Source organism: Paenibacillus cisolokensis (assembly GCF_050481165.1).
Lineage (GTDB): Bacteria > Bacillota > Bacilli > Paenibacillales > Paenibacillaceae > Paenibacillus_AH > Paenibacillus_AH cisolokensis.
Window position 1 is genome coordinate 14946 of the sequence record NZ_JBCNFP010000075.1, and the last position, 16598, is coordinate 31543.

Genomic DNA, 16598 nt, shown 5'->3' on the forward strand with positions numbered 1-16598 from the left:
GCATCGTCTTGCGTACTGGCGATAGATTCATAGTATATTCATTATGCTACCCGAAAAAGAACGTGTCAAAAATGTAACGAGCAAAGGATGCAAAAAGTTTCGGTTCAATCAGGAATTCGCGAGCGGCAGCCGGATTTCGACGCATGTCCCCTGTCCCGGCTCGCTTTCAATCCGAATGACGCCTTTATGGTTGCTGATGATTTGTTGGCTGACCATCAGGCCGAGACCGTTGCCGTTCGGCTTGCTCGTATAGAACGGTTCGCCCAGGCGCGGCAGCTCCTCTGCGGGAATGCCGACGCCTTCGTCCGTGCAGCGGACGACTACGCCTTCCTGCCCGGTTTTGAGCTCGATCAGCAGTCGGCCGCCGTCGGGCATCGCTTCGATCGCATTTTTCAGGATATTCAGGAAGACCTGCTTCAATTGATTCGGTTCTCCTTCGATGGCCGGAACATCCTTGTCAAACTTCAATTCCAGACGAACACCGCTCATCATGGCTTGCGCCTGCATCAGCACGATAAGATCGCGCAACGTTTCGGCCAGATCCACTTGCTGAAACCGTACGGCCTGGGGCTTGGCCAATACGAGAAATTCGCTGACGATGAAATGGATGCGGTCCATCTCGGACAGCATAATGTCGATATGCTCTTTGCTCAAGCTCCGGTCGGCATCGGTTTGCAGCAATTGGATGAAGCCGCGAAGCGTCGTCAGCGGGTTGCGGATTTCGTGCGCGACGCCTGCTGCGAGCTGACCGATGGCGGTCAGCTTCTCGGAACGGCGAAGCATCTCCTCGGTCTGCTTGCGCTGCGTAATATTGCGCGAAATGGTGGCGATGCCGACGATCTGCCCCATACTGTCGCAAATCGGCGATATCGTCACGCTGACATCGATCGGCCGGCCGTCCCGGGTCAGACGAATCGTTTCGTAATCGGCCACTGTGCCGCCGCTGTGGATCGTGCAAATGAGCCGTTCATGCTCTTCGGCCTGCTCGGGCGGGATGATCGGCGCTCGCTTGCCGGCAATTTCATGCTCTTTCCAGCCGAAAATAGTCTCGAACGCCTTGTTGGCCCGAACGACTGTGCCGTTCGGGTCTTCGACATGAATCGCGTCGGTCGTATGATTGATGAACGATTCCAGATATTCCTTGGTCCCTTGCAATTCTTTCGCGGAATCCGTTAACCGGTTCAAATAATCGTGCAGATTGTCCGACATGGCGTTGATGCGGGAAGCGAGCAAGCCGAGCTCGTCCCGGCTGCGGACGGGAATATGGGAGCCGAAATGGCCCGCGGCGATTTCGTTCACCCTTTCGACGATCTGGCCGAGCGGGCGGATGAAGAAGCCGACAAGTATATAGATGGCTGCGACCGAAGCGAGAAACAGCGCCAGCGATACGGCGCCCTGGGTCAGCAACTGCCGGGCAAGCGTCTGTTCCATCGCGGAACGGTCCATCGTAATGCCGATGACGATCGGTTTTCTGCCCGGGATGTCGATCGGAACGAAGCTTTTCAAAATTCGCTTGCCGAGTGCGGACGTTTGGACAGTAGACATTTCACCGCTGCGTGATACGCTGTGAATAATTCCGACATCCCGCTTCTTGTCTTCATATTGATAGGGGCCGAACAAGACGGCGCGGACATCGAGATTGTGTACGACTTGCCCCTGTTTTAGTTTGAGAATCGGGGCTTTGCCGACAAATTCCGGATCGAAGCCGGTAATCTCCAATATGTCGGGATTGTTGTAGATCCATTTCCGGAGCAGCGTCTCCGTTCCGGCATACCGCTCAAAATCGAAAAACACGTCCGCATGGACCATCGGATTGATCATGTAATTCGTTGTGCCGTCGTAATAATTTCCCCATTTGATAATGTTCGACGGATCCGATGTGGCAAAATTGATCGGCCCGGACCAGAAATGCTCCAGCGCATACCCTTGCCCGACCGACACCCGCCGCAAATCGAACAGCTGGTTGAAGGCGTCGTACCAGTAGTCCCACGATTTGGCGCTCATGCCGATCTCTTTCGGATCGGACGATTTGACCGCCACGATGTCGTCGTCCTTTCGCTGCCACAGCGTCAGGCCGTCGATCCCCAATTCTTCGCAAAGCGCCGCAAGCTGTTCGTTCGTTACGTTGGCGATATCGGGATCGAGGCGGTATTTGGCCGCCAAGGCCGCCTGTCGAAGTTTGTCGGCGACCGCTTCCTCTATGAATTGCCGCGCTTGCTCGGACGTTTGGATCGTCGCGGCGATTTGCCGGGCAATGACTTTCATCTGCTGCTCGGACGCGGCCAGGAGCCTGTCGCGGGAAGTAAAATAGTTGATGGACAGGTTCAAGGCGAGAATAACGGCAACTATAGAGGAAATAAAGAAGGTCAGCTTCGTTTTTATCGTCAAGAGGAAATCTCTCCCATTCGTTGTTCTTGCAGCAAAAATGCATAAAGTGTACTGGTATCATACCATTGACGGGCCTTCTCCCGCTACCTGTTTCCGTTTCACCTTTATCCGGTTTTTATCTTGAAAGAGCGCGAAACTGCTGTATAATTGGCCGTTTGGAAATCCATATATAGGTTTGAAATATGCAATAAAATTATGAAGAAATACAGTATTTAAAAGATGATTTATAGAAAACGAAAGTTTATTATATAAATGTAATTCATTCGGTATAAAGAAATGTTGTTGCATAATTTACACCTCGTCGGGCGATCCGGCGGCAAGGCGAAGTCAACGGAAGCGGTTCGGTTTCGCAGCGGATCAGCGTCCGGTTGTTTCGAACCTTCGGGATAAAAACCGGGAAGGGAGGAGGAACTTGAAGTGGAAAGTTGCGGCAAGGGAAGGAAATCGGGCATATAAATCGAAAGTTTAATATATAGGTCAAACATCTGATTGGCGTTCCGGAAGGACGTCAAGGTTCTGCCCGGACATATTTGATCGTACTCGGTATTACTTAGTTTGCCGCAAATGTGAAGCAAGCCAAACGAAGGTTGAAACATGAAAAGGAGGAACCATTCCATGCAAAAGTATCATTTTCTGGTCGGAAACGATAACGGCAACAGCGAGCATGATCTGATCATCGACGGCAAGCTGATCCAGCAGCCCAATGTCAACTGCCGGGTCGATCAGCTCCCCTGGAGCGACGAACAATCTCCGGAGAGCTTCATCAAAAATTTGCAGGATCAGCTGATCGTAACGATCGATTCTCCTTCCGCGCGGCCGGGCATGTATTATGTCGGCAAGTTCGCGCTGGAAAGCGGCGAAATCATCGACAATCTTCATGTCGGGATCGATCAGAAATGCGATGCGGAGCTGCCGGTCGTGAACACGCTGGCGCAAATTGCGGCCGTCGCCGTGCAGCGGGCGTATGAAGAGGAAAAAAGCATCCCCGAGCAGATCGAAGCGGGAGTGGATATGGTGACGGCGCTGCCGATCACGCAGCATACCGACGAAGCCGCGCAAAAGTTCGAGCGCCGTTTCATGGAGGCGCCCCATCATGTCACCGTGCATCTGGGCAAGCAGCGGGTGACGGTGAAGATCGTGTTCGAATTTACGAAAGTCGTGCCGGAAGCAACGCCGGTCATCTTCGCCCTCCAGAAAGATGCCGAAGGCAATTGGCGGGAAGGCGATATTTTCAGCGAATTTGCGGAAACGTATAAACTCGGGAAGAACTTTAACGGCAGTTACTTCAAGGACAAGCGCATTCTGCATACGGATATCGGCGACGGATCGACCGAGTACCCGATTACGGAAGGGAATAAATTTCTCCGGCAGTTCGTGCACGGCAGCCATCACGGAGCCGGCTACGCGATTGAGGAGGCGCTGTCGGAATTCAACCGGCTCATCCATTTGCCGGACAGCCCGAGACAGTTTTTCAGCGACGTATTGAAAAATCCGAAGCATAAATATTACGCCCGGGCGATGAAGACGATCCAGCGGCCGCTGGAAGGACAAGCCCGGCAAATTATTCAAAACATCCGCAAGCAACTGACCAAGGCGCGCAACGAAGTCGACGTCATCTGCGTTTATGGCGGCGGCAGCATTTTGATGCGTCCGGTGCTGTATCCGCTGCTGAAGGAATTGTGCGACGAGCGGGAGATCAAGCTGCTGTACATACCGGCAGCCTATGCCGTGACGATGAACGCGCAAGGGCTGGATGCTTTCGTTCGCGGCAAAATTTATGAGGCGCTCAAGAGCAAATCGAGACAAGCCGTCGAGAAAGGCGCATGACGCCACGGTAAGGAACGTGAAGCCGAATGAAGAAGAAGAAGCTTCCAGGCGAAAATATCAGCCTGAAAACGAAAAAGAACGAAGCGGAAGCCATTATGGAATGGCTGAACTGCCAGAGCAATCTGATGGACTCGATCCGCTATTTGATCGAGAACGAGATCAGGGCCAACGGCGTCCGCAATTTGCAGCAGTTTATTCCCGCCGACCGGAACTTTCCGCTTACGGGGCCGGTTACCGGCGAAGCCGGCGCGGCAGCTCCCGCCTATGTGCAAGGGTTGTCCGAGACGGCCGCGGCGGCGGCTCCGCCGGAAGAAGAGGAGATTGACGAAGAAGATATCGAATCGTGGATTTGATGCGGATAAACGGCAAAACAACACAAAGAAACACCGGATGACACAAAGTGTTACCTGGTGTTTCTTTGTGTTTCCGCATTATTTTCCTCATGATGCAAGCCGTATGATATACTATTGTGCAGATTTATCCCCGTTGCCGATCGAGGTGTTGTAGCCCATGAACACAGTTCCGAATTTATACTCGCTTCTTATGGTTATCAATCTGTTTCTCGCTGTCACGATCATTTTTCTGGAACGGCGCAACGCCAGCGCCACCTGGGCGTGGCTGATGGTGCTGTTTTTCCTTCCGGCTCTCGGGTTTCTTCTGTATTTGATGCTCGGACAAAGCCTGAGCAAGCGCCGGTACCGCAAATTGGTCATGGAAACGGAGAAGGTGCTGGACAGTCTGATCGAGGATCAGCGGGCCCGCATGCAAAGCGGCGATATCCGCTTCGCCGATCCGGCGATGGCCGAGTACCGCGATATGATCTATTTGAACATGGCCAGCGATCAGGCGCTGTATACCCAGAACAACCGGATTGAAGTCTTCACGGACGGCATTAGCAAATTTGACGCATTGTTTGCGGATATCGAAGCGGCGAATGATCATATTCATCTGATGTACTATATTGTGCGGGACGACCGGTTGGGCCGGAAGCTTATCGAGACGCTTACGCGCAAAGCGAGGGAAGGCGTCAAAGTCCGGTTTCTCTATGACGATATCGGCAGCATTCGATTGCAGCGGAAATTTTTCCGCAGCTTTCAGGAAGCGGGAGGAGAAGCGGTCGCTTTCTTCCCTTCCCGTATCCCTTTCTTCAATTTCAAGCTGAACTTCCGAAATCACCGCAAGCTGGCGATTATTGACGGAAAGTGGGGATATATCGGCGGCTTCAACGTCGGTGACGAATATTTGGGGATGGACGAGCGTTTTGGCGAATGGCGGGATACGCATTTGAAGGTGACCGGCAGCGCCGTCCAGATGATCCAGACTCTGTTTTTGGCCGACTGGAATTTGGCGTCGGGGCAGAACATCGCATTCGAAGCCCGGTATTTTCCGCCGCCGCCGGAACAGGAACGGGGCACCGTCGGCATGCAAATCGTTTCCAGCGGTCCGGATTCGGAGTGGCAGCAGATAAAGGACAGCTATATCAAGATGATCTATGCGGCGAAGAAGCGGGTTTGTCTGCAGACCCCTTATTTCGTGCCGGATGAAGCTTTGCTGACGGCGCTCCGCACCGCCGCCATGTCAGGGGTCGAGGTGGAAGTGATGATTCCGAGCAAGCGGGACCATTTTTTCGTGTACTGGGCGTCCCGTTCCTACGTCGGCGACTTGCTCGCCAGCGGGGCCCGCTGTTTTCTGTACGATCAAGGGTTTCTGCACGCCAAAATGATCGTGGTGGACGGCAAAATCGCCAGCGTTGGCACGGCCAATATCGATATTCGCAGCTTCAAGCTCAATTTCGAAGTGAACGCCTTTATTTATGACACCGAGACGGCCAGCCGGCTCGAGCGGATTTTTAATTCGGACAAGCGCGGATGCCGCGAATGGACGGCGCAGGAATATTTGCAGCGTCCGCTGCTCAGCCGTCTCAAAGAATCGGTGTCCCGGCTGTTGTCGCCGATTTTATAATATTTCCCCCCTTTTCATACCACAATGAAAAGGGGGGACGACGAACATGAAACTGTATGCGAAAATGACAGCTTCGGCGCTCGCGCTTCTGTCGATGTTAACGGTCGGTTCCTGGTTGCATCCGCTGCTCCCGGACGGTGCGCCTCCTTATCGGGCAAAGCCGGTTAACGCGGCGCATCGCGGAGGGATGGGCGCGGCGCCGGAAAATACGATGGCCGCTTTCGACATGAGTGCGAGCATTCCGGCCGATTATATCGAGCTGGATGTGCGGACAAGCCGCGACGGGCGTCTGGTCGTCATTCATGACGACACCGTGGACCGCACGACCGACGGGACAGGAAGCGTGAAGGAGATGACCGTCTCCGAGCTGCGCAAGCTGGACGCCGGCAGCGCATTCCACCGGCGTTTTCGCGGGGAACGGATTCCGTTGCTGGGGGAAGTGCTGGACCGTTATGCAGGGAAAATCGGCCTGCTGATCGAGATGAAGGAGCACGATCCGGAGGCGGCGTCGAGATTGGCCGAAGTATTGGGACGGTACGCGTTTGCCCTGCCGCAGCAGCGGGCGGTACGGCCGGAGCTGGCCGGGGACCGGAGAGCAGGCATTATCGTCCAGTCGTTTCATCTTGAGTTTTTAAACAAGTTCCACCGATTGCGGCCGGATGTCCCGCTCGCTCTTCTGGTCGAACGGGGACGCAGGCTGCGGGACGCTGATTTGTTCGAATATACGGCGTATATCCGTTATGTCAATCTGCACTGGAAGGATGCCGACATCCGGACGATTCAGCGGCTTCATGCATTCGGACTGCTGACCCTGCCTTATACGGTCAGGCGTTATGCGCAGATGACCCGGCTGCTGAAGGCCGGGGCGGATGGATGGATTACCGATTACCCCGCTCGCTTCCGTTCGTTATAGCGGGAGAAGCGAGGTTGACGTATTTAGTTGTCTTGTATATAATTGCTAAAGCAACTAATTAGAAAAGGAACAACCGGAAGGGGAAATTCGGCATTGGCGTACGGGGAGACCAGGCAGCGTAATGACGGGGAGCAAGCACGACCGGTCGACGGACACGGGACAAGCCCGCTGGACGAATCGATCGGTTTTTTGATGGGCGTAACGTACCGCAAGCTCGTTCAATTGTTCGCGCAACGGCTCAAGCCTTACGATATTACGCCGGAGCAATGGGCGGTATTGGTGCGTATCGTAGAGCGGGAAGGGATGATTCAGAAGGATATCGCCGACCGGTCGGGCAAGGACCGTCCGACGGTTACCCGGATTCTGGATGCTTTGGAATCGAAATCGCTCATCGTAAGACGGATTAGCGGCTCGGATCGCCGGTCCTACCGCATTTTCGCGACCGAGCAGGGGAAGGCGCTGACCGCGGCGACGATACCGATTGAGCGGGAAGCGTTAACCGATGCCATGGAAGGCTTCTCGGACGCCGAGGCGAACGAATTGAAATCGCAATTGCGGCGCATAGCCGCGACCATTGACCGGTTCATCGGCAAAACATAAAGGAGAAATGGATGGGATGTCTGAATTTCAGGATGAGAGGTTATGGACCAGATCGTTTATCGCCATCACATTGGCTTATTGTTGTTTGTTTCTGAATCTGCATCTGCTCCTGTCACCGTCGACATCTTATGTTCAGGAGCAATTTCGGGTTAGCGACGGCCAGATCAGTCTGGTGACGAGCCTGTTCGCATTCTCGGCCATCGCCACCCGCTTTGCTACGGCGTGGGCGATGAAGCGGGTTCGGCCGGTCGCGATCATGTATGCCGGACTCGGCATCGCCGCTATGATCACATTCGCGTATAGTTGGGCCGGTTCGTTTGAAGCGCTGCTGCTGCTTCGGATCGGCTACGGGGTCGGTTTCGGGATGGCCAGCGTCGTCATGCCGACATTCGTAGCCGAGCTTATCCCGGCCAGACGAATGGGCGAAGGCATCGGGTATTTCGGATTGTCGACCAGTATCGCCATGTCGGTCGGCCCGCTGATCGGCCTGGAAGTCATGAAGCTTGGCTTCGGCTATTTAACGGTATTGGGCGGTATGGTCGTTCTGGCCGCATTTCCGCTGCTGCTGCCGCGCCATACGATTCCGGCGTCGGCCTTTCGCCTGCCGGAGAAGAAGGATAAGGACGGGCATAAGGGCGATGCCCCTCGGTCAGGCGCGGTCCGGAAGCTGCTGCTTCCCGCATCGCTTAATTTGCTTGTAGCCATCACGTTTGGCGGTCTGGTCAGCTTCCTGGCGCTGTTTGGGAAGACGGTCCACTTGTCGAACGTCGGCTTGTTCTTTCTTGTCAACGCGCTGTCGATGGTGGCGGTTCGTCCGTTCTCGGGCAAGCTGTTCGACCGCAAAGGCAGCGTGGCCGTTCTGGTTCCCGGGGGCGCGCTGGCCATTATCGGCCTGCTCGTATTGTCGGGCACGAACGGTCCGGGCATGCTGATTGCCGCCGCCGTGCTGTACGGAACGGGTTACGGCATGATTCAACCGGCCATCCAAGCCTGGATGATTCATTCGGTTAAGCCGCAGGAACGCGGCATGGCGAACAGTCTGTTCTACAACTCGCTCGACTTTGGCATTGCCGCAGGTTCGCTTCTGCTTGGCGTGATCGCCTCCAAGACCGGATACGCCGGCATGTATCGGCTGTCATCCGTCATTATGGTGCTGTTCATCGCCGTTATCGTGCTGTCCGCGGTCGTCTCGCGACAAGCCGCCCGCACGAAGGAGCCGTCGGTCGAGGCTTGATCTCCGATATCCGGCAGCCGATGACGATTCCATGAATCGGTCATCGGCTGCTTCGTTTGATTTCAGCCGGTGCGCTCGAATTGGCTGATGTACAGGTCACGGTAAAATCCCCGCTTCTCCAGCAGCTCCGCATGCGTGCCGCGTTCGATAATTTCGCCGCCGTGCACGACGAGAATTTGATCGGCCTCGCGGATCGTGCTGAGCCGGTGGGCGATGACGAAGCTCGTTCGGCCGCTCATCAGCTTCCGCATCGCTTCCTGAATATGCATTTCGGTGCGCGTATCAATGCTGCTTGTCGCCTCGTCCAGTATAAGAATGGCCGGATCGGCCAATATTGCCCGGGCAATGGTGATCAGCTGCCGCTGGCCCTGGCTTATATTGCCGCCTCCGCCCGTAAGCGGCGTGTCGTAGCCGAGCGGCAGCTTGCGAATGAATGCGTCCGCATTGGCCAGACGGGCAGCGGCTTCCACTTCGGCATCTGTCGCTTCCAGCTTGCCGTAACGGATGTTGTCGCGTATCGTGCCGGAGAAGACATACGCATCTTGAAGGACGAGACCGAGCTGCGAGCGCAGCTTGTTTTTATCCATATCCCGAATATCCGTACCGTCGATCGTAATGCGGCCGCTGTCAATGTCGTAAAAACGGGTAAGCAGATTGATGATCGTCGTCTTGCCCGCCCCCGTCGGTCCGACAAGCGCGATCGTTTCTCCCGGCCGGGCGATGAGCGAGACGTTTCGAAGCACCGTAACGCCTTCCTTGTAGCTGAACGTCACGTTTTCGAACTGGACTTCACCCTTCAGCCCCTCGCTTGCGGCATGCTTTTCCGTTTCGGCGTATTCGGTATCCGTATCGAGAATTTCGAATACCCGCTCGGCGCCGGCGACGGCCGACTGCAGCAGATTGAACTGGTTGGCCAGTTCGTTGAGCGGCCGCTGGAACTGCTTGGAATAATTCATGAAGATGACGATCGTTCCGATTGTCGTCCAGTTCCGGTACGCCATCCATCCGCCGACTGCGGCGATCAGCGCGAACCCGAAGTTGTTCAGCACGTTCATGACCGGACCGACCAGTCCGGAGTAGATTTGCGCCCGGATGCTGACGCCGCGCAGTTCCGTGTTGAGGGCATCGAATTGTGCCGCCGCGGCGCTCTCGCGCCGATAGACCTGCACAACTTTCTGACCGGATACGGTCTCCTCGATAAATCCGTTCAATTCACCGAGCTTTTGCTGCTGGCCGGCGAAATATTTGCGCGTCCCTGCCGCAATGAATCGGGTCAGCAATATGACCAGCGGCACCGTCACGAGACTGACGAGAGTCAACCACAGATCGAGCGCCAGCATGAAGCCGAGAGAACCGGCGAGCATCAGCACGCTGGACAAGAGCTGGGTCACGCTCTGATTAAGGGTCGCGGATACGTTCTCGATATCGTTCGTCGTCCGGCTCATCAGCTCGCCATGGGTGCGACGGTCGAAGAACGACAGCGGCAACTGCTGCAGCCTGGCGAACAGATCGCGCCGCATATCCCGGACCGTCCGCTGGGAGAGGCCGACCATGACGTACGTCTGGATCCAGGTAAACAGCGCGTGACCCGCGTATACGGCCACAAGCAGCAGACAGAGGCTGACCAGCCCGTCATAATCCTGCGGGATGATATAATGATCCACCGCATGGCCGATCAGATAGGGGCCGGCCAGCCCGAGCAGGGTGGAAGCGATTGTCGCGGCCAGCACCGCGATCAAGCCGCCGCGCTGACGGCCGAGGTAGCGCCAGATACGCCGCAATGTAGCGCCCGCGTTCTTCGCCCGCACTTTCGGCATCATCATTCCGCGTCCGGGCGGTCCGCCACCCGGCCCTATATGGGGCATAACCGGTCCGCCGTCGGGTCTCAGGGGCGGCAGCGGAGCCGCGCCGCCTGCTGCCACGCCTTGTCCGCTCGCCGATTCATGCGATTTAGCGGTCATACAGCACTTCCTCCTCTCCGAGCTGGGAACGGTATATATCCCGGTATATGTCCGAATGCCGCATCAATTCGGCATGCGAGCCGGCCGCCGCGATCTTCCCTTCCTCCAGCACGAGAATATGATCGGCGTCCATAACCGACGTAATGCGCTGCGCGATCAGCAGCGTCGTACAGCCGCGCATCAGCTCCGCAAGCGCCGCCCGAATGCGCGATTCGGTGCCGAGATCGACCGCGCTTGTGCTGTCGTCCAGAATCAGAATGGCGGGCCGGACGAGCAGCGCGCGGGCGATGGCGATGCGCTGTTTCTGCCCGCCGGACAAGTTGACGCCCCGCTGTCCGAGCATCGTATCGTAGCCTTCCGGCATATTCGCGATAAATTCGTGCGCTTGCGCCGCTCTGGCTGCCTGCTCGACCTCCTCGTCGGACGCATCCGGACGGCCGTACCGGATATTATCGCGAATCGTGCCGGTGAACAGGACGGACTCCTGCAGCACGAGACCGATCCGGCTTCTCAGATGATCGAGATCGATATCGCGGACATCGATGCCGTCGATGCGCACCTGGCCTTCGGTCGCGTCGTACAGCCGGGGCACGAGGCTGACGAGCGATGACTTGCCGGCGCCGGTAGAACCAAGTATGGCGACGGTGTTGCCGGGTTCCGCCGTGAAGCTGATATGATGCAGGACCGGCACTTCGGCGGCCCCGAACCGGAACGTCACCCGGTCGAATTCGATGCGTCCTTCCCGGATGACGTTCGTCCTGGCACCGGGGCGGTTCGCGATTTCCGGCTTCGTGTCGAACACCTCGTTGACCCGGTCGGCCGATACTTTGGCGCGGGAAACGGCCATCAGCATCATACCGATCATCGACAGGGAAAATAGCACTTGCGTGACGTAGTTGATGAAGGCGATCAGATCCCCGACTGCGATCGACGATTGCCAGACGGCGTTTCCGCCAAACCAGAGCACGGCGACGATGCTCAGGTTGAGCACAAGCGTCAGCATCGGCATGTTCAGCATAATAATGCGTATCGCGCGAATGGCGGTATCCGTATAGTCATGATTCGCGATGGAGAAACGGTTGTTTTCGAATGCGGCGCGGACGAACGCTTTGACGACCCGTATGCCGGCCAGATTTTCCTGCAGTACGCTGTTGACCTTGTCGAGTTTGGCCTGCATGCCGGAGAAGAGCGGAAAAGCGAGCCGGATGAGCAGAAACAGAATGACGAATAGGAGCGGCACGGCGACGCCCAGAATAAGAGCCAGACGCGGGCTGATGACGATCGCCATCGCGATGGAGCCGATTGCGAGCAATGGTGCTCGTACGAAGATGCGCAGCAGCATTTGCACCAGATTTTGGAGCTGAACGATGTCGTTCGTCAGACGGGTAATGAGAGAGCCAGTCTTCAGCCGGTCGAGATTGGCGAAAGAGAGTGTCTGGATATGGCGGAACAGGTCGCGCCGCAGGTCGGTGCCGAAGCTTTGCGAAGCGATGGTGGAATAGACGCTGCAGCCGACGCCGCCGATAAGTCCGATGATCGCGACGCCGATCATGATGAGTCCCATGGTTTGAATATGCGCCAGGTCCCTCTTCATGACGCCGTCGTCGACGATGCTGGCCATGAGCATAGGCTGAAGCAGATCCATGATCACCTCGACGAGCATGAGCAGCGGAGCAAGCAGAACGGGGAGCCAATACGGCCTCAAGTAACGCTTTAACTTGAACATGGCAATCGAGTCGCTCCTTTGGGTAGTATGGTATCGGATAGGGCCAGGCCGGTCATGAAGGAGGAGATGGTTGCATCGCTTGCTCGCAGGCGGACAGATTTTCGTAGACGCGAAGCATAAGGGAGCGCAGCAGTTCCTTTTCTTCCGGCGCAAAGCCGACGAATGCCGCTTCTTCCAGCTTCTCCAGCGCTTCTCTGGCCGCACTGAGCGCCTGCCGACCCTTGTCGGTCAGGCTGACCCTGGAAACGCGCAAGTCTTGCGGGTCGGTGCGGCGTACAAGGAGGCCGTTCTTTTCCATCCGTTTGACCATCATCGTCAGCGTAGCCGGCGTAATGCGAAGCTCCTGGGCAAGCTCGTTCTGGCTGCGTCCGTCCTGGCGCCCGAGCGCGAGCAGTAGCGGAGGTTGCCCCGGGTGAAGATCGAATTCGCTCAACATTTGCTGGACAAGGCTGTGATGGAGCTTGACCGTCCGGGCAATAATCCGGTTCAGATGAGCATGGCGCCAATCCAAGGCGATCCCTCCTCCAAACTAATTAGTCGACTAACTATATACTAATCGCATTGGGAAACATCGTCAATTCTGAATTGGCCGTTTAGCCTGTCCAAGTTTGACGGAAATGGTATAATAATGGCGTTTGTTATAACTCCACTTGAGGTGAGACATGAATCAACATTCACAACAACTTGAGAAGCCGCCTGAACTGGAGAGAGGGACGACGGAGCGCTTCTCTTCGAAAGGCTTCATCGTGGCGGCGATCGGAAGCGCCGTCGGACTGGGCAACATGTGGAAGTTCCCTTATATTACAGGGGAAAATGGAGGAGCGGCTTTTTTTCTCGTCTTTATCATTTGTCTGCTGCTGGTCGGATTACCGGTGTTAATGGCCGAGCTGACGGTCGGCCGGGGCGGCCGGGGCAGCGCTTCCGGATCGCTGGTTCGCCTGAGCGGCAAGCCGTTTTGGGGCCGATTCGGTTTTATTACGATTGTTGGCGCATTTGCCATTTTGTCGTTCTATTCGGTCGTTGCCGGGTGGACGATCCATTATGCCGTTCTGTCCTTCTCGGGACAGCTGTTCCACGATGCCGACTATGCCGCGCGTTTCGGGGAATTTATCGGAGGCTGGTTGCCGGTGCTGTGGCAGGCAATCGTCATGCTGCTGACCGGATTCGTCGTGGCAAAAGGCATCGCCTCCGGAATCGAACGGTTTAATAAAATTTTGATTCCTGCGATGGTCGTGCTGCTTGTCGTGCTGATGATTCGGGGGGTGACGCTGGAAGGCGCGACCGAGGGGGTGGCGTTCTTTCTGCGCCCGGACTTTTCCAGTCTGACGCCGCAGGCATTCCTGATCGCGCTCGGACATGCGTTCTTCTCGCTATCGCTCGGCATGGGCACGATGCTCACCTACGGCGCCTACGTAGATCGGCGGCAATCGCTCGGCGCCGCCACATTCGCCATCGGGCTCGGTGATCTTCTGTATGCGCTGCTGGCGGGGCTCATTATTTTTCCGACGACGTTCGCCTTCGGGATCGCGCCCGATCAAGGGCCGGGGCTGCTGTTCGTCGCGTTGCCGGCAGCGTTCGATGCGATGCCGCTCGGTTCGCTGTTCGCCGGTCTGTTCTTCGTTATTGTCGCCATTGCGGCGGTGACGTCGGCGGTATCGCTGCTGGAAGTGCCGGTCACGTATTTGATAGAACGGAAAAGATGGAGCAGGGTAAAGGCGGCGACGATCGTAACGATCAGTTGTCTGGCCGTCGGGTTCCCGTCGGCCGTATCGGTCGGCGGCACGCTGCCGGGGCTGGAATGGCAAGGGAAGACGTTTTTCGATTGGGTCGACTTTATCACTTCGAATATTGTTTTGCCGGTAGGGGGCCTGATCGTGACGCTGTTTGTCGGGTATGCATGGAAGCGGGCGGCCGATGAAGCCGGACTGACCGGATGGTGGCTCCGCATATGGCTTGCCGCGCTGCGCTATGTGGCGCCGATTCTCATTGTGCTCATTTTTCTGCATTCGTCGGGACTTCTCAAGCTGTAATGTTTCCCCTTATATTCCTCCTTCTTTTTGTGTATGATAGAGGAATAGTATGTTTTGCGGGAAAGGTTGGTCGCATTGGAAAGTAAAATGTCCTCTTCAAACTTCATCAAGCAAATTGTTGCGGAAGATGTCAGGACCGGCGCTGTACGGGAAGTGGTGACCCGCTTTCCTCCGGAACCGAACGGCTATCTGCATATCGGCCATGCCAAGTCGATCTGCCTCAATTTCGAGCTTGCCGACGAATTTCGCGGCCGGACGAACCTGAGATTCGATGATACGAATCCGGTGAAGGAAGATACGGAATTTGTCGAGGCGATTAAAGATGATGTGCGGTGGCTCGGCTTCGAGTGGGATGAGCTGCGTTTCGCTTCGGACTATTTCGAAGAGATGTACGCCCGGGCGCAGCTGCTCATTCGGAAGGGCAAAGCGTACGTTTGCGATTTGACAGCCGACCAGATCCGGGAGATGCGGGGGACGCTGACCGAACCGGGGCAGGAGAGCCCGTACCGCAACCGCAGCGTCGAAGAGAATCTCGATTTGTTTGCCCGTATGAGGGCTGGAGAATTTAAGGACGGCGAGAAGGTGCTGCGCGCCAAAATTGATATGGCTTCGCCGAACATCAATATGCGCGATCCGGTGCTTTACCGCATCGCCCACGCTCATCATCACCGGACCGGCGACAGCTGGTGCATCTACCCGATGTACGATTTTGCGCATCCGCTCAGCGACGCGATCGAAGGCGTCACCCATTCGATCTGCACGCTGGAGTTCGAGGATCATCGCCCGCTGTACGATTGGGTTATCGCGGAGTGCGAGATGGAGGCGACGCCTCGCCAGTACGAATTCGCCCGGCTCAATCTGACCAACACGGTGATGAGCAAACGGCTGCTCAAGGCGCTTGTCGAAGAAGGCGTTGTGGAAGGCTGGGACGATCCGCGGATGCCGACGATTCGCGGTATGCGCCGGCGCGGCTACACGGCGGAGGCGCTGCGGGCGTTCTGCCGGGAAATCGGGGTGGCGAAGAGCAACAGCGTCGTCGACGAGCGGATGCTGGAGCATTTTATCCGGGAAGACCTGAAGCTGAAGGCTCCCCGCACGATGGCGGTGCTGCGGCCGCTGAAGGTGGTCATTACGAACTATCCGGAAGGGCAGGTCGAGATGCTGGAGGCGGAGAATAATGCCGAAAATGAGGAGATGGGCGTTCGACAAATTCCGTTCTCCCGTGAAATCTATATCGAACAGGACGACTTTATGGAGAATCCGCCGAGCAAATATTTCCGCCTCTTCCCGGGCAACGAGGTGCGCCTGAAGCATGCGTATTTCATCAAGTGCGAAGAGGTTGTGAAGGATGAAGCCGGCAATGTGGTCGAGCTGCGCTGCACGTACGATCCGGAGACGAAGAGCGGCTCCGGATTTACCGGCCGCAAGGTGAAAGGGACGATTCACTGGGTGGAGGCGTCCCAGGCGGTGCCGGCGGAGTTCCGTCTGTTCGAGCCGCTTATTACCGATGAGGCGGCGGAGAGCGGCAAGCCGTTCCTGGAATGCATCAATCCGAATTCGCTTGCCGTGCTGCAAGGGTATGTGGAGCCCGGCATGCGCGATGCGCAAGGAAACGACAAATTCCAGTTTTTCCGGCACGGTTACTTTAACGTCGATCCGGTGTTGTCGCAGGAAGGGCGGCCGGTATTCAATCGGATCGTTTCGCTGAAGAGCTCGTTCGATCCGGGTAAGCCTCAGAAGTAAATCGGGTGAATGGTTTCGCACAAAAAGGCCGGTTCTCGCGTCGCCGTCTTCAGACGGCGGCATGCGAACCGGCTTTTTATACGATATTGCCATCGTTCACCTCACATCGATCAACATGTTGAAGTCTGCGATTAACAGCATTCAAGACGTTGCCTCGAATTTTGGGCCATTCCCCCAACGAATCGGTGCTTGCGATAGAGCATCCTGCCGAGCA

The 16598-nt window shown here is 56.4% G+C and carries 12 protein-coding genes; 8 read left to right on the forward strand and 4 right to left on the reverse strand.

Going from position 1 to position 16598, the window contains the following annotated elements; all coding sequences use genetic code 11:
• Nucleotides 1-108: 108 nt before the first annotated feature.
• Nucleotides 109-2388 (reverse strand): ATP-binding protein, encoded by a 2280-nt coding sequence (locus tag ABEV74_RS13085; RefSeq protein ID WP_430146541.1) that lies wholly within the window; start codon nucleotides 2386-2388, stop codon nucleotides 109-111.
• Between the two features lie 615 nt (nucleotides 2389-3003).
• On the opposite strand from ABEV74_RS13085, the gene ABEV74_RS13090 reads away from it, so the two are divergent.
• The 6 genes from ABEV74_RS13090 (at nucleotide 3004) to ABEV74_RS13115 (ending at nucleotide 8924) form a co-directional block, all read left to right on the forward strand.
• Nucleotides 3004-4215 (forward strand): ParM/StbA family protein, encoded by a 1212-nt coding sequence (locus ABEV74_RS13090; protein WP_062489976.1) that lies wholly within the window; start codon nucleotides 3004-3006, stop codon nucleotides 4213-4215.
• A 26-nt stretch (nucleotides 4216-4241) separates the two neighbouring features.
• Nucleotides 4242-4568, forward strand: a complete 327-nt coding sequence (locus ABEV74_RS13095; RefSeq protein WP_062489978.1) for a hypothetical protein — start codon at nucleotides 4242-4244, stop codon at nucleotides 4566-4568.
• A gap of 157 nt (nucleotides 4569-4725) precedes the next feature.
• Nucleotides 4726-6177 (forward strand): cardiolipin synthase, encoded by a 1452-nt coding sequence (gene cls, locus ABEV74_RS13100; protein WP_430146543.1) that lies wholly within the window; start codon nucleotides 4726-4728, stop codon nucleotides 6175-6177.
• 46 nt (nucleotides 6178-6223) lie between these two features.
• Nucleotides 6224-7090 (forward strand): glycerophosphodiester phosphodiesterase, encoded by an 867-nt coding sequence (locus tag ABEV74_RS13105; protein WP_062489981.1) that lies wholly within the window; start codon nucleotides 6224-6226, stop codon nucleotides 7088-7090.
• A 93-nt stretch (nucleotides 7091-7183) separates the two neighbouring features.
• On the forward strand, nucleotides 7184-7690 hold the full coding sequence (locus tag ABEV74_RS13110) for a MarR family winged helix-turn-helix transcriptional regulator (protein WP_430146545.1): 507 nt from the start codon (nucleotides 7184-7186) through the stop codon (nucleotides 7688-7690).
• Nucleotides 7691-7706: 16 nt separating this feature from the next.
• On the forward strand, nucleotides 7707-8924 hold the full coding sequence (locus ABEV74_RS13115) for an MFS transporter (RefSeq protein ID WP_062489984.1): 1218 nt from the start codon (nucleotides 7707-7709) through the stop codon (nucleotides 8922-8924).
• A gap of 62 nt (nucleotides 8925-8986) precedes the next feature.
• Here the strand turns inward: ABEV74_RS13115 and ABEV74_RS13120 are convergent, their stop codons facing one another.
• The 3 genes from ABEV74_RS13120 to ABEV74_RS13130 form a co-directional block, all read right to left on the reverse strand.
• Nucleotides 8987-10789, reverse strand: a complete 1803-nt coding sequence (locus ABEV74_RS13120) for an ABC transporter ATP-binding protein (protein ID WP_430146622.1) — start codon at nucleotides 10787-10789, stop codon at nucleotides 8987-8989.
• Nucleotides 10790-10874: 85 nt separating this feature from the next.
• Nucleotides 10875-12611: an ABC transporter ATP-binding protein gene (locus ABEV74_RS13125; RefSeq protein WP_430146548.1), complete on the reverse strand. Its 1737-nt coding sequence runs from the start codon at nucleotides 12609-12611 to the stop codon at nucleotides 10875-10877.
• Between the two features lie 52 nt (nucleotides 12612-12663).
• Complete coding sequence (locus ABEV74_RS13130) at nucleotides 12664-13122, reverse strand: MarR family winged helix-turn-helix transcriptional regulator (RefSeq protein ID WP_062489988.1); 459 nt, start codon at nucleotides 13120-13122, stop codon at nucleotides 12664-12666.
• A gap of 151 nt (nucleotides 13123-13273) precedes the next feature.
• Between ABEV74_RS13130 and ABEV74_RS13135 the strand changes: the two genes are divergently transcribed.
• Nucleotides 13274-14641, forward strand: coding sequence for a sodium-dependent transporter (locus tag ABEV74_RS13135; protein ID WP_430146550.1), 1368 nt, complete (start codon nucleotides 13274-13276; stop codon nucleotides 14639-14641).
• Nucleotides 14642-14728: 87 nt separating this feature from the next.
• On the forward strand, nucleotides 14729-16384 hold the full coding sequence (locus ABEV74_RS13140) for a glutamine--tRNA ligase/YqeY domain fusion protein (RefSeq protein ID WP_372447206.1): 1656 nt from the start codon (nucleotides 14729-14731) through the stop codon (nucleotides 16382-16384).
• Nucleotides 16385-16598 lie beyond the last annotated feature (214 nt).